At 34.3% G+C, this 26,567-nt stretch carries 25 protein-coding genes; 7 read left to right on the top strand and 18 right to left on the bottom strand.

The window, feature by feature from the left end; all coding sequences use genetic code 11:
- Positions 1 to 137: 137 nt before the first annotated feature.
- On the top strand, positions 138 to 911 hold the full coding sequence (locus tag AC07UM_RS09805; RefSeq protein WP_494682272.1) for a DUF6759 domain-containing protein: 774 nt from the start codon (positions 138 to 140) through the stop codon (positions 909 to 911).
- Between the two features lie 57 nt (positions 912 to 968).
- Here AC07UM_RS09805 and AC07UM_RS09800 read toward each other — a convergent pair whose 3' ends face one another.
- The gene (locus tag AC07UM_RS09800) at positions 969 to 1,925 is read right to left on the bottom strand and encodes an acetyl-CoA carboxylase carboxyltransferase subunit alpha (RefSeq protein ID WP_124536594.1); all 957 of its coding nucleotides are present in this window, start codon (positions 1,923 to 1,925) and stop codon (positions 969 to 971) included.
- 49 nt (positions 1,926 to 1,974) lie between these two features.
- Positions 1,975 to 3,483 carry a glutamate--tRNA ligase gene (gene gltX, locus AC07UM_RS09795; RefSeq protein WP_494682271.1) on the bottom strand — a complete coding sequence of 503 codons (1,509 nt, stop codon included), beginning with the start codon at positions 3,481 to 3,483 and terminating at the stop codon, positions 1,975 to 1,977.
- A gap of 425 nt (positions 3,484 to 3,908) precedes the next feature.
- Between gltX and AC07UM_RS09790 the strand changes: the two genes are divergently transcribed.
- Positions 3,909 to 5,294 carry an MAC/perforin domain-containing protein gene (locus AC07UM_RS09790; protein ID WP_494682270.1) on the top strand — a complete coding sequence of 462 codons (1,386 nt, stop codon included), beginning with the start codon at positions 3,909 to 3,911 and terminating at the stop codon, positions 5,292 to 5,294.
- Positions 5,295 to 5,638: 344 nt separating this feature from the next.
- Positions 5,639 to 6,604, top strand: coding sequence for a glycosyltransferase family protein (locus tag AC07UM_RS09785; RefSeq protein ID WP_494682269.1), 966 nt, complete (start codon positions 5,639 to 5,641; stop codon positions 6,602 to 6,604).
- 61 nt (positions 6,605 to 6,665) lie between these two features.
- Here the strand turns inward: AC07UM_RS09785 and AC07UM_RS09780 are convergent, their stop codons facing one another.
- From AC07UM_RS09780 to rocD, 11 genes are all read right to left on the bottom strand, one after another.
- Positions 6,666 to 7,550 (bottom strand): hypothetical protein, encoded by an 885-nt coding sequence (locus AC07UM_RS09780; protein WP_494682268.1) that lies wholly within the window; start codon positions 7,548 to 7,550, stop codon positions 6,666 to 6,668.
- Positions 7,540 to 8,445 carry a glycosyltransferase family 2 protein gene (locus tag AC07UM_RS09775; protein ID WP_494682267.1) on the bottom strand — a complete coding sequence of 302 codons (906 nt, stop codon included), beginning with the start codon at positions 8,443 to 8,445 and terminating at the stop codon, positions 7,540 to 7,542. Before AC07UM_RS09775 ends, AC07UM_RS09780 begins: the two co-directional genes overlap by 11 nt.
- Positions 8,424 to 9,563, bottom strand: coding sequence for a glycosyltransferase family 4 protein (locus tag AC07UM_RS09770; protein ID WP_494682266.1), 1,140 nt, complete (start codon positions 9,561 to 9,563; stop codon positions 8,424 to 8,426). The genes AC07UM_RS09775 and AC07UM_RS09770 overlap by 22 nt, the downstream gene beginning before the upstream one ends.
- On the bottom strand, positions 9,563 to 10,810 hold the full coding sequence (locus AC07UM_RS09765) for a glycosyltransferase family 4 protein (RefSeq protein ID WP_494682265.1): 1,248 nt from the start codon (positions 10,808 to 10,810) through the stop codon (positions 9,563 to 9,565). Before AC07UM_RS09765 ends, AC07UM_RS09770 begins: the two co-directional genes overlap by 1 nt.
- A 79-nt stretch (positions 10,811 to 10,889) precedes the next feature.
- On the bottom strand, positions 10,890 to 12,125 hold the full coding sequence (locus AC07UM_RS09760; RefSeq protein ID WP_494682264.1) for a glycosyltransferase: 1,236 nt from the start codon (positions 12,123 to 12,125) through the stop codon (positions 10,890 to 10,892).
- Positions 12,126 to 12,128: 3 nt separating this feature from the next.
- A complete protein-coding gene (locus tag AC07UM_RS09755; protein ID WP_494682263.1) occupies positions 12,129 to 13,316 on the bottom strand; it encodes a glycosyltransferase family 4 protein in 1,188 nt (395 codons plus the stop codon).
- A 3-nt stretch (positions 13,317 to 13,319) separates the two neighbouring features.
- The gene (locus tag AC07UM_RS09750; protein ID WP_494682262.1) at positions 13,320 to 14,306 is read right to left on the bottom strand and encodes a WaaS/CpsH family glycosyltransferase; all 987 of its coding nucleotides are present in this window, start codon (positions 14,304 to 14,306) and stop codon (positions 13,320 to 13,322) included.
- A gap of 4 nt (positions 14,307 to 14,310) precedes the next feature.
- A complete protein-coding gene (locus AC07UM_RS09745) occupies positions 14,311 to 15,057 on the bottom strand; it encodes a glycosyltransferase family 2 protein (protein ID WP_494682261.1) in 747 nt (248 codons plus the stop codon).
- A gap of 52 nt (positions 15,058 to 15,109) precedes the next feature.
- Entirely contained in the window at positions 15,110 to 15,874 is a 765-nt protein-coding gene (locus AC07UM_RS09740; protein WP_494682260.1) for a polysaccharide deacetylase family protein, read from the bottom strand.
- 1 nt (position 15,875) lies between these two features.
- Positions 15,876 to 16,658, bottom strand: coding sequence for a glycosyltransferase family 2 protein (locus tag AC07UM_RS09735; RefSeq protein WP_494682259.1), 783 nt, complete (start codon positions 16,656 to 16,658; stop codon positions 15,876 to 15,878).
- Positions 16,659 to 17,906 (bottom strand): ornithine--oxo-acid transaminase, encoded by a 1,248-nt coding sequence (gene rocD, locus AC07UM_RS09730; protein WP_494682258.1) that lies wholly within the window; start codon positions 17,904 to 17,906, stop codon positions 16,659 to 16,661. It lies immediately after the preceding gene.
- Between the two features lie 108 nt (positions 17,907 to 18,014).
- Between rocD and AC07UM_RS09725 the strand changes: the two genes are divergently transcribed.
- A complete protein-coding gene (locus tag AC07UM_RS09725) occupies positions 18,015 to 19,682 on the top strand; it encodes a hypothetical protein (protein WP_494682257.1) in 1,668 nt (555 codons plus the stop codon).
- 51 nt (positions 19,683 to 19,733) lie between these two features.
- On the opposite strand, the gene accC is transcribed toward AC07UM_RS09725, so the two are convergent.
- From accC to pdxA, 5 genes are all read right to left on the bottom strand, one after another.
- Entirely contained in the window at positions 19,734 to 21,089 is a 1,356-nt protein-coding gene (accC, locus tag AC07UM_RS09720; RefSeq protein ID WP_494682256.1) for an acetyl-CoA carboxylase biotin carboxylase subunit, read from the bottom strand.
- A gap of 99 nt (positions 21,090 to 21,188) precedes the next feature.
- On the bottom strand, positions 21,189 to 21,671 hold the full coding sequence (accB, locus tag AC07UM_RS09715) for an acetyl-CoA carboxylase biotin carboxyl carrier protein (RefSeq protein WP_103232315.1): 483 nt from the start codon (positions 21,669 to 21,671) through the stop codon (positions 21,189 to 21,191).
- 129 nt (positions 21,672 to 21,800) lie between these two features.
- Positions 21,801 to 22,004 carry a 50S ribosomal protein L32 gene (gene rpmF / locus AC07UM_RS09710; RefSeq protein WP_002976251.1) on the bottom strand — a complete coding sequence of 68 codons (204 nt, stop codon included), beginning with the start codon at positions 22,002 to 22,004 and terminating at the stop codon, positions 21,801 to 21,803.
- 67 nt (positions 22,005 to 22,071) lie between these two features.
- A complete protein-coding gene (locus tag AC07UM_RS09705; protein WP_494682255.1) occupies positions 22,072 to 22,602 on the bottom strand; it encodes a YceD family protein in 531 nt (176 codons plus the stop codon).
- Between the two features lie 84 nt (positions 22,603 to 22,686).
- A complete protein-coding gene (gene pdxA, locus AC07UM_RS09700) occupies positions 22,687 to 23,778 on the bottom strand; it encodes a 4-hydroxythreonine-4-phosphate dehydrogenase PdxA (RefSeq protein ID WP_494682254.1) in 1,092 nt (363 codons plus the stop codon).
- Positions 23,779 to 23,826: 48 nt separating this feature from the next.
- Between pdxA and AC07UM_RS09695 the strand changes: the two genes are divergently transcribed.
- Genes AC07UM_RS09695 through AC07UM_RS09685 form a run of 3 tightly spaced genes read left to right on the top strand, consistent with a single transcriptional unit; the run spans position 23,827 to position 26,559 of the window.
- Entirely contained in the window at positions 23,827 to 24,411 is a 585-nt protein-coding gene (locus tag AC07UM_RS09695; protein ID WP_103232313.1) for a riboflavin synthase, read from the top strand.
- 1 nt (position 24,412) lies between these two features.
- Entirely contained in the window at positions 24,413 to 25,867 is a 1,455-nt protein-coding gene (locus AC07UM_RS09690; protein ID WP_494682253.1) for an ATP-binding protein, read from the top strand.
- A complete protein-coding gene (locus tag AC07UM_RS09685; RefSeq protein ID WP_494682252.1) occupies positions 25,867 to 26,559 on the top strand; it encodes a tRNA1(Val) (adenine(37)-N6)-methyltransferase in 693 nt (230 codons plus the stop codon). The genes AC07UM_RS09690 and AC07UM_RS09685 overlap by 1 nt, the downstream gene beginning before the upstream one ends.
- Positions 26,560 to 26,567: the final 8 nt, after the last annotated feature.

Here is a 26,567-nt window from a genome sequence, read left to right as displayed (position 1 = left end):
TTATTTTTTTTATTTAAGATTAGTATTAATTTTTAGCTTAAATTTAGAGCAGTGCAAAGATAATGATTTTAATGATAAACTAAAAAATGACTTTTCACGTTATTAATATATTTAATACTATTTTAAAGATTTGATTAATGAAAAAAATCTTATTCCTCCTATTTATATGCATTTTCTCACTTGGTTTTTCCCAAAAAAAGAAAAAAACAAAATCGAAAGCTGTTGTTGAAAAAGAAACTGTAATCATCTATACCGAACAGGAAGCGGAGATTTCAAAAGAGGCAAGAGTAATTGCCGGCTTTTTGAAACAGAATCCCGGACATGCTAAAACAGACTTTTTTAAAAGAAAACTGATTGATATTATTATGGCAGGTAATTCTCCCGAAGCAAAGCCTACTATAAAACCGATCAGTAAAGAAAAAATTGAAAATATCGTAAAGAATAACGAGTTAAACAGCGGTAAAACAGTCGCAGCGAATAAAACCTATACCGCCAATGGTAAGCCTGTTTCTAGTAATACAGCTGCTGCTATTGATGCTTTAAAAGCAGAAAGAAGAACGACGTTCGCTTCAGTGGGTTCAACAGGATCTGCGGCGAAGACTGCGGGCACCTCTAAATCTGAACCAAGCGAAGAAAATAAAAGAAGGGCAGCCATGTTGACACACCTCTTTAATAATGATGTCAATAAAAGTGAAGCGTATGTCAATATTAAAAACAGATCATCCTGTAACCTTATTGTAAAAATAAGCGGTAAAAAATATTATAATCTAAGTGTTCCTGCAAAAGGAGAAAACTTTATTTTGGTAGATAAAGGTGAATATGTCATGACCACCATGGTATGTGATGCCAAATATTCTTCTTTAAAGAAAATTGAACAGGATATTGAAATAGCACTTAACGTTGCAGAATAGAACAGAAGAAAACTAAAGAAAAAAGGTTAAGAAGAAATTCTTAACCTTTTTATTTTTTTATCCTTTAAACTGCCCCATTGCAATGAATTTATCTTGTCTCTGGGTTTCAAGCTCCTGTCCTGTAAATTTGGAGAAAGCTTTGATATTTTGTAAAATAGAATTTTTCAAGTTTAAATAAGTGGTCTCCTGGTCATAATGAGCACCTCCAAGGGGTTCCTCAATAATCCCGTCGATGAACTTTTCTCTTAAAGCATCTGCTGGAGTAAGGTTCAATGCATTCGCAGCATCTTCCTTGTGATCCCAGTTTCTCCATAAGATAGAAGAACAGCTTTCAGGTGCGATTACGGTATACCAAGTGTTTTCCAACATATATACTTTATTTCCAACACCTATTCCTAATGCTCCACCACTGGCACCTTCTCCGATGATGTAAGTGAAGATTGGCGTTTTCAGCTGAACCATTTCAAAAATGTTTCTTGCAATAGCTTCTCCCTGTCCTCTTTCTTCAGCTTCCAATCCTGGATAAGCTCCCGGTGTATCTACTAAAGTTACCACAGGAATATTGAATTTTTCAGCAAGCTTCATGAGTCTTAAAGCTTTTCTGTATCCCTCCGGATTTGGCATTCCAAATCTTCTGTGCTGTCTTTCTTTAGTTGTTCTACCTTTTTGAGTCCCTATAATCATTACTTTTTGACCGTCAAGGGTAATCAATCCTCCAATCATAGCCGGATCATCAGCGAAATTTCTGTCTCCGTGAAGCTCTAAGAAACTGCCTTTATCTGCCATTCCGTGGATGTAGTCTAAGGTATAAGGACGATCTGGATGACGAGACATTTGTACTCTTTGCCAAGGGGTAAGATTTCCATAGATTTCTTTTTTCTTTTCTAAAATCTTATCCTCAATCTGGCTGCATGCTAATTTTACATCAACACCACTTTCTTCTCCTACTAAAGAACACGTCTGGTATTGATCCATCAATTCTTTGATAGGAAGTTCGAAACTTAAATATTCCATTTCTTGAAGTAAATTAAATCTTTCAAATGTATGAAAAATTATGGTTATTCTATTTAAAATTATTTATAGCATTGTTTATTCTGGAGACACTTTCCTCTTTACCAAGGGTTTCCAGGATATCCGGAACGTCCGGACCTTTCAATTCTCCTACTAAAGACAATCGTAGTGGCATCATCACTTTACCCATACCCAATCCTTTGTTTTCAGCAAAATCATGCATTGCTTGCTTCAATGTTTCAGCGGTGAAGTCTGTAGCTTCAAAAGCAGATGCCAATTCTCCTAAAATTGCGGAAGTCTCATCATTCCAAGCTTTTTTTGAAGCTTTTTCATCGTAAGAAGTTGGAGCTTCAAAGAAGAATTTTCCGTTTTCATAGATGTCTTTCGGGAATGTTGCTCTTTCTTTCATCAGATGAATTACTTTTAGCAGTTTCTCATTAGAAGCATCGGAAAAATCAAGATCTGTATTTTTCAGGATCTGAAGAATCTCTTCATCAGACTTCATCTGAATATACTGATGGTTGAACCACTCAGATTTTTCTTTACTGAATCTTGCGCCAGCTTTATGTACTTTATGAAGGTCAAATTCCTTGATCATCTCTTCCAAAGGAAGAATTTCTTTATCATCTGCAGGAGACCATCCCAATAATGCTACCATATTGATGAAAGCATCAGGAAGATAACCGTTTTCTCTGTATCCTTTAGAAACTACTCCTGTAACAGGATCTTTGAAATCAAGCGGGAATACCGGGAACCCGAATTTATCCCCATCTCTTTTGCTTAATTTCCCTTTCCCTTCTGGTTTTAGAATTAAAGAAAGGTGTGCAAATTGTGGTGCTTCCCACTGCATTGCTTCATATAAAAGCGTATGAAGTCCTAAAGAAGGCAGCCATTCTTCCCCGCGAATCACGTGAGAAATCTCCATTTCGTGGTCATCAATGATGTTTGCGAAATGGTAGGTTGGCATTCCATCATTCTTTACCAGAACTTTATCATCTAAAGTATTTGTATTGACGGAGAATTTTCCACGAATAATGTCTTGAAGGTTCAATACTCTGTCAACAGGCATTTTGAATCTTACGACATAAGGCGTTTTTTCGTCCAATAGTTTTTGAACTTCTTCTTCAGAAAGGGCAAGATTATTTCTTAAACGGTTTCTGGTTTTGTTGTCATACGAGAAAACATCACCTTTTGCTTCGTACTCTGCACGAATTGTATCTAATTCTTCTGCAGTATCAAAAGCGATATAAGCATAATCTGTTTTTAAGATCTGCTCTGTATATCGATCATAGATATCTCTTCTTTCAGATTGTCTGTAAGGAGCATATTTCCCTCCTTTCTTAGGACTTTCATCAGGGATAATTCCACACCATTCTAAAGCTTCTTCTATATATTCTTCAGCTCCTTCTACATATCTTGCGGTATCTGTATCTTCAATTCTTAATACAAACTCTCCACCTTGATTTTTAGCAAAAAGATAATCATATAATGCAGTTCTTACGCCTCCCAAATGTAAAGGTCCTGTAGGACTTGGAGCAAAACGTACTCTTACTTTCTCCATTTCAATTTTAATTTTTGCAAATTTACTTAAAATTATGCGTTTACGAGATGATTTATAACCCGGTATTGGTTTTTTGACTCGAACTTTTTTATTTATTTCTATAGATTTTCATGAAATACTGTTTAAAAGCTATCAGTCGTATAATGATGGATAATTATTGTAAGCTGTAAATGATAATTTAAATATGGTGTTGTGAAAATGTAAGCCATATAGCAGACGGGCTGTGTTGGAAATAAAAGTTCCTGATTAAGTCGATTTCTTTACTCTTTTTGTTTTCTTAAATTATAAATAGTGATGGGTATATCATTTATTAATAGTAGTTTAATTAAATATTAAATTCACTAAATAATGATATATGTCATCATGTGATTACTTTTATCACTGCTTGTTGAATATTATATTTGCCGAAACTTTTAAATATTACTATGAAAAAACAAATTTTATTTTGCTTCAGTAGCTTACTGATGCTTTTCATGAGTTCATGTTCTACAGAAGAACTGAATACTGAAGTAACCCCCAGCAGTCCGGCAGCAAAAGCCAATCGTTTATCAGCTTCCAAATTTGCAGGAGACGGAATTTATGATGTCTTAGGACATGGGTATAATGTTGCCGGTGAATACGCCAATGCTACTGCAGCAGGTTTTAAAGTGATAGATATTGATCGTTTTAAAACAGAACAGGCAAACAGATTAGTGAGCGAAAACACATTCTCACAGGAATATGTTGAGGAATATGGTGAAAATGCAGAGTCGTATTCTAAAATGGTTTCTACTAAAGTAAATGTTACTGCCGGTATCCCATTGTTTAAGAAAACACTTTCAGTAGGATTCAATTCTGCAGTAACTACAAACAATAAGTTTGATGCAAAATATATCTACGGAAGTTATAACCTGACGATCAAACAGAAAAGATTAAGATTCAATGCAACTACAGATATGTTGGGAGATTATCTGACTCCGGAATTTGTTCAGGATCTGCAGACAAAAACTCCACAACAGATTGTACAGGACTACGGAACTCACGTGGCACTTGATATCTATACAGGTGCTAAACTGGATGTTCTGTTCCAGGCAGAAACAAGAAGCCAAAGCCGTGATCGTGCTGCAAGAATAGGGGTGAAAGTAGGGATGAAAGATATTTTTGATGTAGATGTTACAAATGATGTGAACACTGCTGAATCCTCCATGAACTATTCTAAAAAATTAGCCTATAAAACCAGAGGAGGGGATCCTTCAAAAGGATTGGTAGGAGATCTGAATCTTGATCAGACAAATCCTAAAATTAATATTTCCAACTGGCAGAACAGCTCTAATGCAAGCAATTCAGTTTTGGTAGATTTTGGAAACAACGGATTAGTGATTATTTACGATCTGGTGAAAGATGCGGCTAAAAAAGCTCAGCTTAAAGCTTATGTAGATCAATATCTTATTGACAATAAAGTTTATCTTGAATTCAATACTATTTCAATTTACAGATATTACAACGGATTAGATCATTACTATACAAAAACTCCGGGAAGCTATAGCGGGTATTCTTTTGAAGGAATAGAGTTCAATGCATTCTTATACAAAGCTCCCAATACTGTTCCTATTTACAGATATTATAATGGGAGAGATCACTATTATACAAGAACTCCGGGGTATTACCAGGGGTATGTAGAAGAAGGAATTGAGTTTAATGCATTTGCAACTCAGCAGCCTAATACTGTTCCTATTTACAGATATTGGAATGGTAAAGACCACTATTATTCAAGATCAGGTGTAAGACCATCTGGGTATGCATCTGAGGGAATTGAATTCTACGCCTATTAATTAGATATATTGAAATTTTGCAAGCAGACCGTCTCATTTTTGGGACGGTTTTTTGATGTAATAGCGATGAGAATTTAATAATAGAGAATTTTTTTCGCTGATTATAGCAATACCTAAAGAATATTTCAAGCAGTCTTATCATTAAAAATGTATTTTTGTAACTTATAAATTGGGAGGATCAATGAAAAAAGCAATCTGTCTTTTTATCGTAGGAGATCGGTCTCAAAAGCTACAGAAATAAGAGGATATAATAGTGCCCTTTTTCTGCTGTTTCTATTGTTACCATTGAGTAGGTCTGATAAGATAATGATAGAAGCTAAATAATTTAACTTACTTACTAACAAATGAAAATTATTTTCCACGAAAATCAATTGTGTTACAGGGGAACATCCAATGCCCTTTTTGATTATGCTTATTATAATGAAGAAATGCTTGGCAATGAGTCGATGATTCTTTATCCTAAAAATAGTCCAAATAATGCAGAAGAGGCTATTGGAAGATTTAAAAAGAGATTTGAAGTCCTTGGATATAGTGATATAGAAGAAAGAGATGCTCTTATTAAGAAATCAAATGCTGATCTTTTTTATGCTATAAAATCCGGTGAGAAAGAAACAGATACTCCTCAAGATCTTATTAAAACAGCTATTCATGCGGTTTTTAAATATAATGAACCCTACGGTGATGTGTATGCATATGTCTCTGAATGGCTTGCAAAGACAATGAGCGGCGGAAAGCTGCCTTTCGTTCCTCATATTGTGGATCTCCCTGAAGTGGGCGGTGATCTTCGTGCTGAGCTGAATATTCCGAAAGATGCAGTTGTATTTGCAAGGTACGGAGGAACGGAAACTTTTGACATCGGTTTCGTGATGGATGCTGTAAAGAGAACCGCACTTAAAAATAAAAATATATACTTTGTTTTTATGGGAACTGATGAATTTGTAAAGAGAAATTTTTTCAGATCTTATAAGAATATTATTTTTCTTCCCCCTACAACAGATGTTGAAAGAAAGGTAAAGTTTATTAATACTTCCGATGCATTTTTGCATGCCCGCACACAAGGAGAGAGTTTCGGAATGGCTGTAGGAGAATTTTCTATCAAAAATAAGCCCATCATAACATGGTCCGGATCTGATGAGAAATCCCATCTTGAAATTTTGGGAGATAAAGCTATTTTATACCGTGATAAGCAGGATATAATGCAAATTCTGAATAACTTCAAGCCAGATCTTAATAAAAACTGGGATTGCTATTCTGAATTGTTCAATCCACGGGTAATCATGGAAAAATTTGACAAGGTTTTTATCAAATAATAAGAAAAAAGGCTAGTGTTACTGTTGTAACATTAGCCTTAATTATTTTGATCCAATAGAATTAAAAAAAACTTTTAATTCTCAGCTTTATCTTTTTTGTGAAAGATAAATTCAGATGAAGTTTTTGCTGAGGGTATTTCTTTGAAAACGAGAGAATAAATTCATTAATGTTTTTCGCCGGAAAGAAGGAAAGCTCCTTCCAAATACCTTTATATAAAGGATGGAAATCTAAAAATGTTTTGTAATTATCAGAATTCACCGTTTTCCAGGAATTTAAAAATGTTGACGTATCAAAATCGTTTTTATGCCCCCAGTTATTGATCTTTTCTGAAATTTCCCTTTCTTCCCGTGCCCATGACTGATGGATTAAATAAAAATCTAAAGAGAGAATTCTGCCTTTATTTGTACTTCTAGCATATTCATATTTAGGTTGATTGGTAATCAACATACACTTCTCATCAAAAGGGGTAATGACAAAGAAACCTTCAGCGTTGTGCTTAAACAATGTAACAAAGTTTACCTGAAAATTAAATGGGTTTTTAGCCGGATTCTTTAATAAATATTTATTTCTTTTCAGGAATTGAGCTAATACCCCGAAATCATAAGCGTACTCATCCCCATCCATCTGAATATGCCATCCACCAGATCCCATTTTTTCAGCCATCATATTTCTCTGTCTGGTTTCCAGCTCCATCGGCTGCATCCCCTCAATAAAAAAAGTGTCTTTGTAAAATATGATCTTATTCTGGGTATCCAATTTTTTTATATCACTGAAAACACTTTCGGGAATGTGTATATCATTTCCTGCCCAGGTTTTATTATTGGCATCATAGCTTATTACGATACAGTCTGCGTGCTCATAAATATGCTGAAGAGATGTAAAGATGTAGGAATAGTCATAAGATAGAAGATATCCTACTTTGATAATGTTTTTTTTATTTCTCATTTTTTATTTTCTCTAAATTGAAATAAAGACCGTCCAATATTCCTTTTATGTAGGCTTTTGCCATGGAAAACTTTCCTTTTTTAAGTGCTTTTCTTGCCAATTTCCAGCGCTCCTTCGTTACATATTTTAAGTTTCCATCGTATAACCTACACATCCAGATTCTGTTTCTGGTGATATAATATTCATAGAAACTGCCTTTATCACTGGCAAGATTGAAGGCTTCACAATGGGTATTTACGGCAATCTTCCATTTGTTATTTCTAAGAAGACGCAGACACCATTCTGATTCTTCATAATACATGAAGAAAGTGGTATTCATTAAACCTACCTCATCTAATATTTCTTTTCTGAACATTAATGCGCTTCCATCCACATATTTTATATTGTAGTTATAATGAGGAGCCTGTACAGTATTCTTATCTTTTTCAGAGTTGGTATGGCCACCCTGGAACCCTTCCTCAGGGAATAGCAGTCCGCCATCTGAGAATATTCTCTCACGAATGTTTCTATAACAGATTCGGGGACCTATTATTCCAATATCGGAAAATTCTTTTAAATCTCTGTATAACTGGCTTATAGTACTGAGTGATATTTCAATGTCCGGATTTAATAGTAAAAAATAATTCTTACCATCTTCTATGGCTTTTCTTATGGCTAAATTATTACCATAAGCATACCCTCCATTATAATCACTCACAATACAGTTGATCTGCTTTTGAGACCCCAGTTTCTCAATTTCTTTCCTGTCTTTTGAATTATTATCTACTACATAAATAGATTTTTCCGGGATACCTTCGCTTAATAATGAATTAACTTCCCGATTGGTGTCATCAAAAGAATTGTAATTCAGTATGATAATTGCTAAATCATCCATTAATGTAAAATGTTTTTCCATTTTTCTATAGCCTTTTCTTCAGAAAAATTATTTTTAAAATATTCTTCAGCCTGTCTTTTCATATCATGATAATAAGATTCATCTTGTAGTAAAGATATTATTTGATCTTTAAATAATTCAGGATTATCATTAACTAAGCATCCATTTGAAGTTTTTGAAGAGAAACCATCGATAGCTCTTTCTGTTCCTACAACAGGAAGCCCATAAGATAATGCTTCTATTACTTTGATTTTGATACCAGTGCCCTCCAGCATTGGACAAATCGCAATTTTTGATTGGTGGTAATATTCCTCCAGGTTTTCTATAAACTCGATTAACTTGACTCCTTCTCTTTCTTCAATATGCTTGCATATCCTTCCAATGATGACAATATTGATGGTGTTGGGAAGTAATGGATATACATGACCAAAGAACCATTTCATTGATTGTACATTGAAAATATTTTCAGACCCCACGAAAATTAAATCATACTTTTTATCGGGATCATTGTTTTCGAAATGAGAGGTGAAAGAAGGAGGAATATTGATGACTTTTTCCCCTAAAAATCTTTTAAAAACAAGGTTTTCATCTTCTGATATGGTGATTACCTTATCAAACTTTGCAAGATTTCTTATTTCCTCATTGAAACGTTTTCCAATATCTAATGATTTGTTTTTGTAAAATTCATTCAGTGTAATCCAGTCATGGGTGTCTATGATTTTTAACGTATTTTTCATAGACTCATGATCAATTAATCCTGTCCAAAATTCATAGTTGATGATAATGGCATCATATTTTTCCTTATTGAAAATTGTAGCGAATTCTTTCTTTGCAAAATCTGTTAATAAGTGATTGTATTCATTCGGCTTTTGGTAAAATTTTGATATTTTATACTTCCAATAATCTGATGAAGTTCTTACCTTTAATGGCTTTTGTTTGATTAAAAACAGATTGTCTACAATACTTTTATCTATTTCTGTAGTATCATTTTGAAACTTATAAATCTCAGTGACCCCTACCAAATCAATATGATACCCTAATTTTTTTAAAATAATAAGGGTAGTTCTTGCTCTTGTTGTATTTCCTGCTCTATTTGAAAATGGATTTTCAGGAAAAAAAAATAGAATTTTTTTTGTCATTACAGAGATTTAATGGCTGAATTAAATTTGTTGATGATCGTTTCCCATGAATAGTTTTTCAATACATATCCTCTTGCTTTATTACCTTCGGAAACCAGATCATCTTGTGTTTGCTCTATATAAAAAGACAAAGCCTGGGAAAATTCAATACTATTGGTAAAACTTTTTCCGGTCTTGCTCTTTTCAACATGAGAATATAGAACTTCACAGTTTTTATTTACAATGACAGGAACTTTCAATAACATCGCTTCTAATGTAATTAATGAGAGACTTTCATAGAATGAGGGCATGATAAGTGCACTTGCATTCTCCAGTAAAGCATTTTTAAGGGTATGGTCTACAAATCCGGTCAGAATGATATCATCTCCCTGGGTTATTTTTTCATCAAGAGAGCTTTTACCTACCAAAACTAACTTTATATCTCGATATTCAGGATGTTTTTCTTTAAAATCTTTAAAATATTCAATCATCATGACACAGCCTTTGTCCTCAACAATCCTTCCTATATAAATGAAATACTTGTTCTGATAAAGATCTTGAGGCAATTCACCGGATGTAACGTCATAATCATCAAACCCAATTCCTGCAATTTCTGATTTTAATTTTTGTGACTGAGGGTACACTTTTTCTACAAAATCTTTTTCAATCTGTGTATTATAGATGATGAATTTTGGCAGAGAAAACAATTGTGAATACCCATCGAGATAAAACTGAGGTTCGTCATGTGCAGTTGGGATGAGAATGCTTTTTTCAGCAACTTCTCTAATCCCAATATTGGTAGGATGGTATAAATAAGTGAAGAAAATAAAAGCCTTATAATCTTCTTTTTTTTCTTTGATAAAATGAATTAAATCGCTGGAAAACGGACCCTGTACTTCTAACCATTCATTGAAATTAAAATCTTTTTTATTGTATTTGAATCTCTTATACAATAAATAAGGGAAGTTCAAAAAACTAAGTTTCCGGGTATAATATTTATATAAATTGCGTGCTATTTTACTTAGCTCGTTAAATCTTTTCAGGTCTTTTTTTAAAGTTGTAAACCTTCTTACTTTAATATCATTGATGATTTCAACTCCTTCAGGATAATGATTATCCCAGAGTTCGAATTCTATAGCGCAGGTTGTAATAATTTCAATATCATAGATGGCAGACAATTTCTCAGCGAGTAATCTTGCATGAAGTTCTGCACCTCCATTGATCTCCAATCCATATCTTTGAACAACTATTGCAATTTTGTCTTTCATATAAATAAGATGATGAGTTCATTATTAGAATTTTTATCCATCATATAAGATGATGGACTGGAAAATTAACTAATTAAAATTATTTTTTGCCTTTTTTAAAAAATGCGTTTACTTTTTTTCTTATTTTATTATAAACAGTTCGTTCAAGATAGTTGACTCTCGTATGTAATCTTTCAATTTCGCTCAGGTAAAAGACATTGTTTACATCATTGCCGCCTGTGCTTTCTTTTTTAGCAAACCCATCAATAAAGTTCAATCTTATTTTGAATAGTTCCCCAATTGATTGGATTGAAAAGTTCTCAGCGATCTGTGATTTGGCATTTTCTCTTATTGAAGCCAGAGCATCAAAATTATTTTTAATATACTGAAGCTTTTCAACAGCATCTTTCAGGCTGGGCTTTGCAAGCGTTAACCCTTCATCAATCAATCCTTTTGTATTGGAAGTTTTGATGAAATCATATTGTATCAGGAAACTGTTGTTTACATTCATGAAATCGAGGTTTCCGGAATAGCCTGTTCCGACTACAATTTTTCCATAAGCCATTGCTTCTGCCATTGTCAGACCGAAACCTTCGGAACCGTGAAGCGAGATCAGTACATCAGACTGCTGGATCAGGGAGTGCAGCTTTTCCTTTGAGAAATGCTCATTGATGATGATCACATTGGGAATATTATTGTATGTCTCTAATGCTTTTTGAGCATCTTTACTTCTTTCAAGATTATGTGTTTTTACAATAAGAACACTGTTTTTATCCTCTTTGAAAACTGTTGTGAAGGACTCAAGCGTAGCTTCCGGATTTTTTCTGATCGTCGTGCTCAAAGAATCGAAAATCGTAAGATAGATCTTTGAATCTGGAGAAATATTATACTGGCTCAGGTCAAAATCTTTAGACTCTGCCATTTTTTGAATCGGATGAGAAAATCTGATCACCGGAATTCCTGTATATTTTGTAAAAATATTCACACAGAAATCACTAGGTACCCACAGCTCATCAAAAACATTTAATATTTCAACGACCTTATCGGAAACCTCAGGAAATTCCCAGGCCCAGTAAATGATATTATAATGACCTTTAAGATTCAGATCCTGATTCTTAGAGAAAAAATTGTTGATAAAATTGATGTTAATGTGGAAAACATTAATCGGAGATGATGCTTGAGAACCGTTATCGATTCTTTCAAAAGTTTCACTGGAATAATTGATACGGTTTACTTTGATGCCAATCGCTTCCAATGCTAAGGCATTCAGACGGGTCGCTTCGGAAATTCCAAAATTACCGTCAAAAAAACCATGATAATTTACACTTAATGACATGGATTATAATGTTTTAAGTTTTTCTTTTACTTCTTCAGGGGAAAATGCTCTCAGGCTGTCCACAGAATTCTGGCTTAAAGTATTCCAAAGATCTTCATCATTATTCAGCTGAATAATAGCTTCTGCAAAACTCTTTTCGTCATTGGCAATCAATACATTTTTTTTATCCGTAAGTTTCATTCCTTCAGCACCGATGTCTGTGGTAACTACAGGGAAAAAAAACTCAAAGGCCTGTCCGATCTTTCCTTTTACCCCAGCTCCGAATCGTAAAGGAGCTACCATAATTTTCGAATTCATGAAATGCTCTTCAATGCTTTCCACAAATCCTAAAAATTTAAACTTAGGATATAGTTTAAGATCCAGCTTTTCAGCAACATTTCCGATGATGCTTACTTCAAGCTCAGGATTCGTTTTCCAGACAACGGGCATTATTTTTTCATATAAAAACCTTACAGCATCTATATTGGGTTCGTGGATAGATCCAATGAAGGTAATTCCTTTACTCTCACCGAAATTTTTCCTTTCAGAAATATCAATTTTAGGATAATGGATATTAGAAATAGTAATGATCTTATTTTTATCCGCGTACTGGCTCATAATTTCTTTCTCCTTATCAGAGATCGCAATAATGTAATCCAGCTGTGGAGCAACAACCGTTTCCAGGCGGAAAAAATGTTTATAATTTTTCTTTAAAGAAATACGGGTTGGTTCCAGTTCGATCGCTCTTTTAAACCTTAAAAAATGAATATCTACCATATCGTAAATGAATTTGGCAGAAGGTAAAAGGGTTTTCATCTTTTTGTAAAACAGATTCAGGGCCAGAGGGCCGTTGAACCAAACGTAATCTATCTTTTTAAAAGAAGATAGAAAATCATAGATATTTTTATACTTATTGTTCTCTATATAGACAATAACATTGTGTTGCTGGTAAAACTTTACATAAGAATCATCTTCAAAAATATGGGGCGCGAATAAAATGCAGTTATATCCTAATTCTTTGTAAATGAATATAAGTTCTTTCAGTCTGTTGGCTCCGGATTCTTTATCATGGGCAGGAAAATCTCTTGAAGCAAACAGGATTGTTTTTTGGGAGGCGTCATACAGATTGATGTTGACGATATCCTGAGACTGAAGATATTTGAGTTTTTCTTTTCTTTCGAAGTGTTTTTTTATTTTTTTTAAGATTCCCATTTGCTAGTTTTTAGTATCCAGTTCAAAAACTTTATTTACCCAACTATCCAAAGTGTATCTGTAATAGATTTCTTCAGGAATTTTTTCGTAAGGTTTTTCAAAAAAAGATTTGTCAAGATTACTAATATTTTTGTTTAAAATCAAAATATTATTGGGATTGTAAAAATCATAGGTTTTAATGGCTTCATTATCAGTAATGATTTTCTTTTCCAGAGACATGGCCTCAAAAACCCGGAAGCTAAGCCCATATTGGCCTTCTCGCATCAGGTCAAGCAAAACCTTTGAGTTCTTATAATATTTTGGAAGATCGTTATGAGGAATCTTTTTGATGCTGAAAATCAGGAAAAGATTTTTAGGTACGGTCATGAACATATTGGTCAGCTGATGTCTCCATGATTTTTTCCCGATGATCATAATCTGGAATTTCAGCCCTTGCTCAATCAGCTTTTTAGCCAGCTGTTTTATCAGGGAAACCCTTCTGTTATCATACGATGTGATATAGAAAAGATCCATTTCCGGTTGCTGAACTTCTTTCGCGCAGTGAGGAAGATAGATATAATTCGTCAGTTTTTCAAATCCGTGCTTTTTGACATCTATATAATCAAAAGAGAATACTTTGTCAAAAAGATACAGTTTATCTTCTACAGGAACTCTTTCAAGATTATCATAAAGATAAGTGACCAGGCGGTCTGTATATTTTCTAATCTTTTTAAGGGTCGAAAGATCAAAGGTATCTGGGTTCATCACCAGTATCTGGTCCTGGTGTCCCAGTTTTTCCAGGGAATCCAGAACGTATTTTTGTCTTTTTTCAGTCTTAAGATTTTTGCTTAAAAAAGTTTTGCTTAAAGCATTTACAGCTCTTTCATTGAAGTTGGAATGAGTAACGGTACTGATCTTTATATGATGTGCATCAATACCCCGTTTGCATAATGTTTCAACAATATACTTATCATAATCCCAAAAATCATAACTAATGATACAAATCTTCATTCAACTAATTTTGCTCTTTTTTTAATGATTCATAGGTTTCATACACGCTTAAAGATTGCAGGTAAGATAACTGATACCCTTCTTTACCGTCTAAAACACCAAGTCTCATTATGTAGGCTTTAAAGAATTTAAAAGCTGTTTTAAGATATTGAACTAAAACACTGTACTTTTTCCCTTTTGCAGCCAGTTCTTTCCCCTTTAAAATTCCGTAATGAACCATTTTTTTTCTATATGATTCATAATCTGAAACGGAATAATGAAGTAATTTATTTTTAAAAACACCGATAGTTCCGTTAACTTCCAGAGTTTCATGTACCTTTTTTCCTGCCATATACCTGGCCTTCGATTTTCTGAAAAGCCTAAAGTTTTTATCAGACTGTGTTCCTGAAAAATGAATCGGTTTCTGGGCAAAAAAGAATTTCCTGTAAAAATAATAGGCATCATTTTGCCTAGGTTTATTCATCTCCTCTATAATTTCCTGCCTTAAGGCGGGAGTTATTCTTTCATCACCATCCAAAAATAATACCCAATCATTTTTAGAAGCATCCAGAGCCAGGTTTCTTTGCTTTGTAAAGTCTTCAAATTTATTTTGAATCACTTTTACATGGGGGAATTTCTTTGCAATTTCTACAGTTTTATCCGTACTAAATGAGTCTATTACTACTATCTCGTCACAAAAATCAAAAGACTCAAGGACATCCTGTATGTTTTTTTCTTCGTTATATGTTATGATCAAACCAGTTATATTCATTACAACGCTTTGTTTGATAGAGAAGTACACTCATACTTCTTTAAAATTGTTTTTAAAATAGTTTTAATCTTCCAAAGATAAGTTTTAATTTGAACTTTATTAGCGAATCTTTGCCTTTTATATCAACCCTGCACAGTTCGTAATGATACTGTGTAGGGAAATAATTCACCTTATTTCCAATTCTTACTGCAAAATCAATTCCTATTTTTTTCAAAATAGAAAAAAAAACAGATTTTTCCTCCTTTTTTTGAGGATATTTTCCATAAGGATAGGCTAAAACCCTTGAATATTTGATATTATGAGCATCAAGAACGTCCATATTCTTTTTCAGATCTTTTTCTATAAAATCAATGGAAACATTTCTCAGGTTTTCATGAGCATGACTGTGAAGTGCGATTTCAAAATAATTTTTATCCAGATTTCTGATTTCTTCAAAAGTCATCATGGGATAATTTTTATATCCTTTTTCAATAAACTCTGTAGGAATAAAAATGGTAGCCTTGAGATTGTATTTTTCTAATAAAGACGGCAAATATTCAAGATTATTTCTATATCCGTCATCAAAGGTGATAATGATATTTTTTTTCGCAGAAATACTGAGCTCTGAAAAAAACTTGGAAGTATACTTTTTACGGTTCAGATAAGAAAACTGCTGTTCAAGATTTTCCAGACTTATGGTAAGATCTTCATGACTTTCCTTTTCAATCTGATGGTACATGAGAATAACCAGTCTGTTGTATGGAAAAGCAAAAAGATACAGACGGAAATACACGACGATAAATACCGTCAATACAACAGGAATCAAATAAAAGATCATACTATTTTAGCCTATTTTTTTCAAGTTCCATGAGTCTTATCTTTTCACGCAGTTTAATATATTTCAAAAAGGTGTAATAGGACATCGTTTTGGCAATATAAAATCCAGGAAATCCATCCAGAAAAGCACGTTTGAAAATCAAAACTTTGATAAATTCAAATATTGGGCTTACAATGATTTTGAATCTGTTGATCTTTTTTCCTCTTTCAAACATTTTTTCCGCCATCATATCGGAATATTTATTGATTTTTGAGACATGATGATGGATGCTTTTGTAGGTATAATGATCTAATCTTCCCTCAAGGAGGCCAGTTTTTTGATCGGTAATCAAAAATTCATGGACTTTATCATCAGAATACATTGCATATTTTTTTCTGAACAGCCTTTCACGGTATACATTTCCCCAACCTCCATATTTGATCAGGTGAGAACCAAGATGGTTGTTGAATTTGACCTTATAGACATTGAATTCTGGGCTTGCTGAAGAAACGATTTTCTGTATGGAGCTTTTCAGGGTTTCATCAGGAATTTCGTCAGCATCCAGAAATAGAACCCATTCATGGGAACATAAACTAAGGGCATGGTTTTTTTGTTCACCATACCCGTTGAATTTTTTCTCAAAGAATTGTACCTGAGGATATTTTTGAGTAGAAATTTCTTTTGTCCTATCCGTAGAAAAGCTATCGACAATGATAATTTCATCAGCTATACCTACTAATGAATCTAAAAGTCTTACGATATTTTCTTCCTCATTATAAGTAATGATTGCAAGGGAAAGAGCCATTTATTTATACTCAAGAATAGTCTTTTCAATAATCTTCACACAATCCAGCAATTGCTCTTCAGTGATTACCAATGGTGGTGCCAGTCTGATGATATTGCCATGGGTAGGCTTTGCCAGTAATCCATTTTCTTTCAACTGTAAGCAAAGGTTCCATGCAGTAGAACTTTCAGGAGTATCATTGATCAGGATCGCATTTAAAAGTCCTTTTCCTCTTACTTTGGTAATAAGGTCCGACTTTTCGATCAGCTTTTCTATTTCAGCTCTGAACAGTTGTCCCAATTCTTCAGCTCTTTCAGATAGTTTTTCTTCAGCTACGACATCTAGTGCTGCAACTGCAACTGCACATGCAATTGGGTTTCCTCCGAATGTAGAACCATGTTGTCCCGGTTTGATCACATTCATGATGCTATCATTGGCTAAAACAGCAGATACAGGATACATTCCTCCGGAAAGTGCTTTTCCTAAGATTAAGATATCCGGCTGTACATCTTCATGGTGGCATGCAATTAATCTACCTGTTCTTGCAATACCAGTCTGAACTTCATCTGCAATGAAAAGAACGTTGTGTTTTTTACAAAGTTTAGAAGCATTTTTAAGGAAATTTTCATCCGGAACATATACTCCGGCTTCTCCCTGAATAGGTTCTACCAGGAATGCTGCAATATCTCCGGCTTCTCTGCTGAGCACTTCTTCCAATGCTGCAATATCGTTATAAGGAATTTTGATGAATCCAGGGGTAAAAGGGCCATAGTTTTGGTTGGCATCCGGATCGTTAGAGAAAGAAACAATAGTAGTGGTTCTTCCATGGAAATTATTTTCGCAAACGATTATTTTTGCGGCATTTTCCGAAATTCCTTTTACTTCATAACTCCATTTTCTGGCTAATTTTACTGCTGTTTCCACAGCTTCAGCCCCGGAGTTCATGGGTAAAACTTTATCAAACCCAAAAAGAGTTGTAATTTTCTGTTCGTATTCTCCCAATTTGGAGTTGTAGAAAGCTCTTGAAGTTAAAGCCAGCTTTTGTGCCTGTTCTACTAATGCTCCTACAATTTTAGGGTGGGAGTGCCCCTGGTTCACAGCTGAATATGCTGAAAGAAAATCATAATACCTATTGCCTTCTACATCCCAAACGAAAACACCTTCTCCACGATCTAGAACTACTGGAAGTGGGTGATAATTATGTGCTCCATGTTTGTCTTCAAGGTCAATAAAATACTGTGAGTTTTTTGTTTGTTCTGCTGTTGACATATATTTTGGTTTTCAACAAATTTACGCAATATTAGCGAGATTAAGATCTTAGCATTTTTAGAGAAAAATAAAACTGTATTTTTGGAATTAAAATGAATAACCTGCTGAATGAAAAAACTATTATTAATTATTTTTACAATATTTTTATCTGTTGTTAAGGCTCAGGATAAAAAATATCTTCTGTTTCATAATGGCTACCGTGATTTTTATATTTATACTTTTCAAAAAGAATTCACCTATAAAATCGAAAGATATCAACTGAATAATGAAATAAAACTTGTAGAAACAAGGACTGAAATGTTCAAAAATAAGGAAGAAGAGAATCTTTATTTGAAAGACGCTCAACTTATCAGTTCAATCAAGACGGATGATATCAAAGAATTTGATCAGTTTAGAAATAAGCCGTTCAAAGTGATTGACAAAAGGGAAAAAACAGCATACTCTTATTGTTTTTATGGCTCATTATTATTAACAGATAATGTGGAAAGGCATATAACATATTCTGACCATATTACTCAATTGTTATACCAGGAAAACTATGGTTACAAACTAGAAGAGGATGCAAGTAAATATAGTTTAAAATATGCTTTTCAAAAGGTTGAAGGGATTAATTTTTTTATTGTTGATAGCAATATTTATCTTTTTAGAGCTAAAGATCTGCTCAAAAATATGTTTAGAAATTGCGATGTACAATTTATCGATAGAAAGTTTGCTACTCTTTTCAATGCTCAGATTTTGAAAATTACTAAAAAGACTATTGGAGATACAATAGGATATGGTGTGAATGACGATCAGGACAGGGCTGTTCTCATCCCTTCATTTGAGAAAATTATGATTTGTGCTGACGCTATATTGGCAAAGGATAATGGTCTGTGGTTTTTTTATGATTTCTATGGAAATAAGCTTATAGAAAAAGGATATCGGAAAATTATGCCTACCCGGTTCAACCCCAATTTTGTGAGACATAAACCTACCTATGATGGACTGCTTATGTATGCTGTATTGGACGGAAATGAAATAAAAACAATGGATGAAATTTATAAAAAAAGTAAAACATCAAAATTTATAAATAATTTAAGAGATTTTGCTGTCTGTGGTACAAGAATGGGAATGTCCAGATCAGAATATGTAAATTTTGAATTCAATGAAAAGGAATTTACTTTAAATAATAAAGTCTTTTATTATGGGGTTTCATCATTTCATCCTCCACTTGGAAGTAATGAAATACGAATGGAAAATAAATACTCTTTCCTAAATCCCTTTGAAGGTGTTTCATATATTAATAAAGATGATGAGAATGTTTTATTTCAGAAATCTACTGCCTTAAAACCTATGGCTGTGGTTTTAAAAAGGAAAACAAAAGAAAATAAATTTATTCCTTTTTTCCTGGTGGTTTCAGAAGAAAGTAAGGAACTTCCTTTCTATCATGTGGATTATTTAGATTTAACATCGCTACACAATAATTATAACAGCAATTCTGATGATTCTTATGATGATATTTTAGATCTCAAAGCCGATCTGCCAATGCTAAGTCTTGGAGGTACCTATTACTCAATCCGCGATTTTTCGAATAGTAATATTTCTTTGGACCGATATTATAAGCTGAAAAGAGATGGTAAATTAGGGCTGTATTCACCAAGATCTTCTTTTATCAATGATGTAAAGATTAAGTATAAAAAAATGGATGATCTTACAATGCGTTTTTCCCGTTTTGAAGATGAAAATGGAAAAGTGGGATGGCTAAGTGAAGATGGGGAAGAATTTTATGATTTATAAAAAAAACAGACAGCTCAAGGAACTGTCTGTTTTTATATGATAATAATAATCTTAGTGATTATCGTATTTTTTATCCATTACAAAATCTTCCATGAATTTTGTAGTATAGTTTCCTGCAAGATAATCTTCGTTATCCATCAGTTGTCTGTGGAAAGGAATGGTTGTTTTTACTCCTTCAATATAGAACTCCTCAAGGGCACGTCTCATTTTAGCAATAGCTTCCTCACGGGTCTGAGCCGTAGTGATAAGCTTAGCGATCATTGAGTCATAATTAGAAGGAATGCTGTATCCGGAGTATACGTGAGTATCTACTCTGATTCCGTGTCCGCCAGGAATATTTAATCCTGTGATTTTCCCTGGAGACGGTCTGAAGTCTGCATAAGGATCTTCTGCGTTGATTCTACATTCGATTGAATGTAATTTAGGATAATAGTTGATCCCTGAAATAGGAGTTCCTGCCGCAAGAAGAATTTGTTCTCTGATAAGGTCATAATCAATTACCTGCTCAGTAATAGGGTGCTCTACCTGGATTCTTGTATTCATTTCCATGAAATAGAAATTTCTGTGCTTGTCTACAAGGAATTCAATAGTTCCTACCCCTTCATATCCAATAAATTCAGCAGCTTTTACCGCAGCGTCACCCATTTTCTCACGAAGTTCGTCTGTCATGAAAGGAGAAGGCGTTTCCTCAGTCAGTTTCTGATTTCTTCTCTGTACAGAACAGTCTCTTTCAGAAAGGTGGCATGCTTTACCGAATTGGTCACCAGCAACCTGAATTTCGATGTGTCTAGGCTCTTCAATCAGTTTTTCCATATACATACCTCCGTTTCCAAAGGCAGCGATAGCTTCCTGAATTGCAGATTCCCAGTGATCTTTAAGGTCTTCAGCTTTCCAAACGGCTCTCATCCCTTTTCCACCACCACCAGCAGTAGCTTTGATCATTACCGGATATCCGGTTTCTTCAGCTACTTTTACAGCGTGTTCGTAAGATTCGATCAATCCGTCGGAACCTGGTACACATGGTACACCAGCTTCTTTCATGGTCGCTTTAGCGTTAGCTTTATCTCCCATTCTCTCAATTTGTTCAGGAGAAGCACCAATAAACTTGATACCATTCTTCTGACAGATTCTTGAGAAGTTAGCATTTTCAGATAAGAATCCGTAACCTGGGTGGATAGCGTCGGCATTGGTTATTTCCGCAGCAGCAATAATGTTAGAGATTTTAAGATAAGAGTCTTTACTCATTGCAGGGCCAATACATACGGCTTCATCAGCAAATCTTACGTGAAGACTGTCTTTATCAGCAGTAGAATATACAGCAACGGTTTTGATCCCCATTTCTTTACAAGTACGTAAAATACGCATTGCAATTTCGCCACGATTGGCTATTAATATTTTTTTGAACATCTTCTTAAATTTGAAAATTAGATAATTTGAAAATTAGATTAATGTTATTTGAATGTAGAATTTTAGTCTAACATCTAATGTCTAACATCTAACTTCTAATTAAGATGGATCTACTAAGAATAATGGTTGGTCATACTCTACAGGAGTAGTATCGTCAACTAAAATTTTAACGATTTTTCCACTGATTTCTGATTCAATCTGATTGAATAGTTTCATTGCTTCAATAACGCAAACTACTTTACCTACAGAAACTTCATCACCTACATTTACAAATACATCTTTATCAGGAGATGGTTTTCTATAGAAAGTACCGATCATTGGAGACTTGATTGTAATATATTTGCTGTCATCAGATGCAGCTTCAGCTTTCTCAGCAGGAGCAGCAGCCGGAGTTGCAACAGGTGCCGGAGCAGCTACCGCTTGCGGAGCAGTGTGGTATACTGCAGGTTGTGCATAAACAGCATCGCTTCCAGCTAATGGAGTTTTAATAGTGATTTCGAAATCTTTAGTCTTGTACTTCACTTCTGAAACTTCAGCTTTAGATACAAACTTAATAAGATTTTGTATGTCTTTAATGTCCATAAATTTGATATTTGATTTTGGGTCAAAGATACCAAAAAAACGTAAAAAACAACAAAAAACCGCCGAATTTTATCAAAATTGGGCGGTTTTTGTATTAAAATGAGGCTTTTTTCAATGAAAAGCGACTCTTTAGTTTTCTTCAGTAGCAGCTACTTCTTTTTCCAATACTACTTTACCTCTGTAGTAAAGTTTTCCTTCATGCCAGTGAGCTCTGTGGTATAGGTGAAGCTCTCCTGTTGTTGCATCTTTAGCTAATTGAGGAACTACAGCTTTGTAGTGAGTTCTTCTCTTATCTCTTCTTGTGGACGATTGTCTTCTCTTTGGATGTGCCATTTTCTAATAACTTTTTTAATTGATGAGCGATGAGATTCATCATCTCATCATATTTAAATTATTCTATTTAATTATTGTCTTTTAATTTTCTTAAAGCGTCCCATCTAGGATCACTTTCATGTTCTTCTTCTTCAATTTCCTCAATTTCTTTGGGACTGAACTGGTTAAGAATATTAAGATCTTCGTCACTTATATTCGGTGAAACCTTCTTCATTGGGATAGATAGCATTACATTTTCATAAATCAAATGCGCTATGTTGAATGCATGATCGCTGGTAGGAATCGTAATGACCTCTTCATTGCTGTCATCATATTCTTCTCCGAAATTCACCAAAATCTTGAGTTCATTCTCAATAGGATAGTCAAAATTTTCATTTGTAATATCACAAACCAACTCGACCAATCCTTTTATTTTAACTTCAAATTCTAAAAAAGTAGTGTGTTTATCAAGCAATACATCTACTTTTATTCTAGGATTTGTAAATTCCTGCTCAGTGTCAAATAATTGAAAGAACGTTTTATCTATCTCAAATTTGAACTCGTGTTTTCCGTTTTTAAGTCCGGAAAAGCTTACGTCATAGTTTCTTAATTTGTCCATAAAATGAGTGTGCAAAAATATGCATTTTTTTTATAATAACAAATAAAATCTAAAACAAATTAATTTAAAATTTGTTTTAAAGATTTATGCTTCAGTTTCATCCGGTAGATCTTCGTCTATTCCGTTGTCTGTAGCCATTTTTCTAGGCTGAAGACGCTCGCTCATTAGTTCTCTGTATTCACTTCTGTTTTTGAAAATCTTAATAGCAGTGAAGATCGCTTCAGTAAAACTCTGTTCATCAGCAATGTTTTTTCCCGCAATATCATACGCTACCCCGTGATCAGGAGATGTTCTGATAAACGGAAGTCCTGCTGTATAATTTACACCTTCTTCATAGGCGAGTGTTTTGAAAGGAGCTAATCCCTGATCATGATACATCGCTAAAACGGCATCGAAACTTTTATATTTATTCGGTTGGAAGAAGCTGTCTGCAGGAAAAGGTCCGAATGCCAATATACCATTATCAGAAAGTTCTTTGATGGCAGGGCTAATGATTTCAATTTCTTCATTTCCGATAACACCGCCGTCTCCTGCATGAGGATTTAATCCAAGAACTGCAATCTTAGGCTTTTGAACACAGAAATCTTCTATAAGCGTTTGGTTTAAAACCCTGATTTGTTTCTTTATTTTTTCCTTGGAAATATTTTCAGTGATCTGTGCAATAGGAATATGGTGTGTGGATACGGCTACTTTAAGGTCTTCAGTTACGAGGAACATTAATCCCTTTTTGCTGAATTTTTCTTCAAAATATCCGGTATGCCCTGTATGTTTAAAACCCATTTTTACCATCTCATCCTTGTTGATGGGAGCGGTTACTAAAACATCAATATCCCCTTTCATCAGAGCTTCTGTAGCTGCCTCCAAAGAATCAATAGCCATTTTCGTGGATTCTTCTGTTGGAACTCCTAATTCTACATTAACGTTCTCCTTGGTAAGGTTTACCATATTAAGTTTTGCTGGCTGAGCCTGCGAAGCTTCGTTGACATAGTTGAAATTAAGATTCAGCTTAAAGATGTTTTTCTGATAAGTGAATAATTTTCCCGAGCCAAAAATTACAGGAGTGAAAAAATCTGTAATGGTTTTGTCATTCAGAGACTTCATAATGATCTCCGGGCCGATGCCGTTGAAATCACCGATTGAAATTCCTACTCGTACTTTATGGTTTTTTGGGCTCATTTTGATTATCTTTGAAGATTATAATTTACAAATTTAGCAAAAAATAATATGTTCACAGGAATTATTGAAGCAGTTGGTGTTATTGATAAGATTGAAGAAAAAGGAAGCAATATAGATTTTACCCTTACATGCCCTTTTACAAACGAATTAAAAATTGATCAGAGCCTTGCACATAACGGTTGCTGTCTTACGGTTGTTGAAATAAAAGACAATCAATATGTAGTAACAGCCATTAATGAAACATTAGAAAAGACGAATCTTGGAAAATGGGAATTGGGAACCGTTGTGAATCTGGAGCGTTGCATGAAGATGGATGGAAGACTGGATGGACATATTGTTCAGGGACATGTTGATAAAACCGGTGAGGTTGTTGGTATTGAAAATAAAGACGGAAGCTATTTTATTACGATGAAATATGAGAATGACGGCAGCTTTGTAACAGTGCCTCAGGGATCCATCACGGTAAACGGAATCAGCCTTACGGTTGCTAAAAGTGAAGATGCTCAGTTTTCTGTAGCCATTATTCCTTATACTTGGGAGTTTACCAATATGAAAAACTTGAAAATTGGTGATAAAGTTAACCTGGAATTTGATATTATTGGTAAGTATATTGCTAGGTTAATTAAAAAGTAGAATGTCAATTAATAAGTATAAAGGATATAGCTTAAGGAACCGGGTATTTTTCGGCTTCTTGCTGGTATGCTTTTTAAGTGTCGTCGCTACATCGCTCGTTCCTTATTTTGTGTTGAGAAATCACTCTCTGCAGCAGAGTAATATCGATATGCAGGATAAGACCAATGCTGTTATGCGGTATCTGGACTATGCGGTAAGCCAGACGCTTATAGAAACAAAAGACCTTCCGAAAGTTTTAGGAAATAAAATCTTTGAAATAGCAGATATCAACCAGCATGACATTTTTATTTATGATCTGAAAGGTAATTATCTGCTTTCTAATAAAGATGAAGCCCTCGTAGAGCAGAAAACGATTCCCATAGAGATTGTCAATAGGATGTTGTCTACCGATGCAAGGGTAGATATGGTGAATTATGATGCTTCTAAAGATGCTAAGCTTACCTCTTCCTATCTCTTGTTGAAAAACAATGAACTTGAGCCTATCGGAATTGTCTATATTCCTTTATATCACAATGAATCTGCTTATCTGGAGGTTCTTCATCAATATGTAAAATACATTCTTTTAGTCGATATATTTCTTATCCTGTTTAGTGTATGGATCAGCTGGGTGACCTCCAACGGCCTTGCAAAAACAATTACGAAGTTTTCTGATATGATTACCCGTATTACATTATTTGAAAATGAAATGCGTCCTATCAGATATTATAAAAATGATGAGCTTAATGCTTTGGCTAGGGCTTATAACAGGATGATTCTTCAAATCCAGGACCAGAAGGAAAGGCTGCGTTTCAAAGCTTCAGAAGAAGCATGGAGGGAAATGGCCAAACAGGTTGCTCATGAGGTGAAAAATCCACTTACTCCAATGAAACTTACGATTCAGAATTTCGAAAGAAAATTTGATCCGGAAGATCCGAATATTAAAGAAAAAGTAAAGCAGATGAGTAAAACCATGGTAGATCAGATAGATCTGATTGCTACGGTAGCTTCAGCGTTCTCAGAATTTGCAAAACTCCCTGAAAAAAATAATGAAGTTATCAATTTGAATACAGAGGTTGAAGATATTCTCCGCGTATTCAATGATGACAGTATTTTCATGCATGCCAACAAGACCAATATTATGATCAATATGGATAGAATTTATCTTTCCAGGATTATAACCAATCTTGTTACCAATGCAAAACAGGCAGAAAGCGATCAGAGAAAACTCATCATCAATGTAGATGTAGAACAGCATCAGAGAAGAGTCATTATTTCTGTTCAGGATAACGGAATAGGAATTCCCGATAATATGTACGAAAGAATCTTTGAACCGAATTTTACTTCTAAAAACAGCGGAATGGGACTTGGATTATCGATGGTAAGAAAGATGATTGAAGATTATAAAGGGGAGATTTCTGTGAAATCTGAAGTAGGGAAGGGGTCCACGTTCATCATTACACTGCCTACCAATTTATAGTGAAGCCTTTTACATTTAAACAATTTGAAATTCAGCAGTCTAAAGACGTCTTCCGTGTAGGAACAGACGGTGTTCTGCTTGGAGCTTTGGCTGATGTTGAATATGCTTCCCGTATTTTGGAGGTAGGAACAGGAACAGGGCTGATTTCTTTAATGCTGGCACAAAGAAATTTGCAGGCAGATTTTTTGGGACTTGATATTAATGAAGGTGCTGCATTGCTTACAAAGCTCAATTTTGATAACTCCCCATTTCATGCAAGGCTGAAAAATAAACATCAGGATTTTAAAACTTTTGAATCCGAAGAACAATTTGATCTGATTGTTTCTAATCCTCCTTATTTTGAGGAGTCAGGATCAGAGAAAGATAAGATTGCACGCCAAACTGTAGAATTAAATTTCAGACAGTTAATATCCAAAGCATCCGGGTTTCTGTCTGGGAGCGGTATTTTCTCAGTAATTATTCCTGTGGAAGCAGGAGAGGTTTTTATTTCAATTGGAAAAGAAAATAATCTGTTTCTGAATCGGAGAGTACATATCAAAGGAATTGAAAATTCAAAAGTTAAAAGACTGATTCTGGAATTCTCATCACAAGAAAGGGAGACCAGTGAATCTGACTTTATTATAGAAAAAAGTCCGAGACAATACTCGGACCAATATCTTGAACTCACCAAAGAGTTTCATGTTTTTAAATAGAAAAGTTA

The sequence above is a fragment of the Chryseobacterium sp. GW821-FHT04C04 genome, from assembly GCF_059420365.1.
This window is presented reverse-complemented; position numbering and strand designations above follow the sequence as displayed.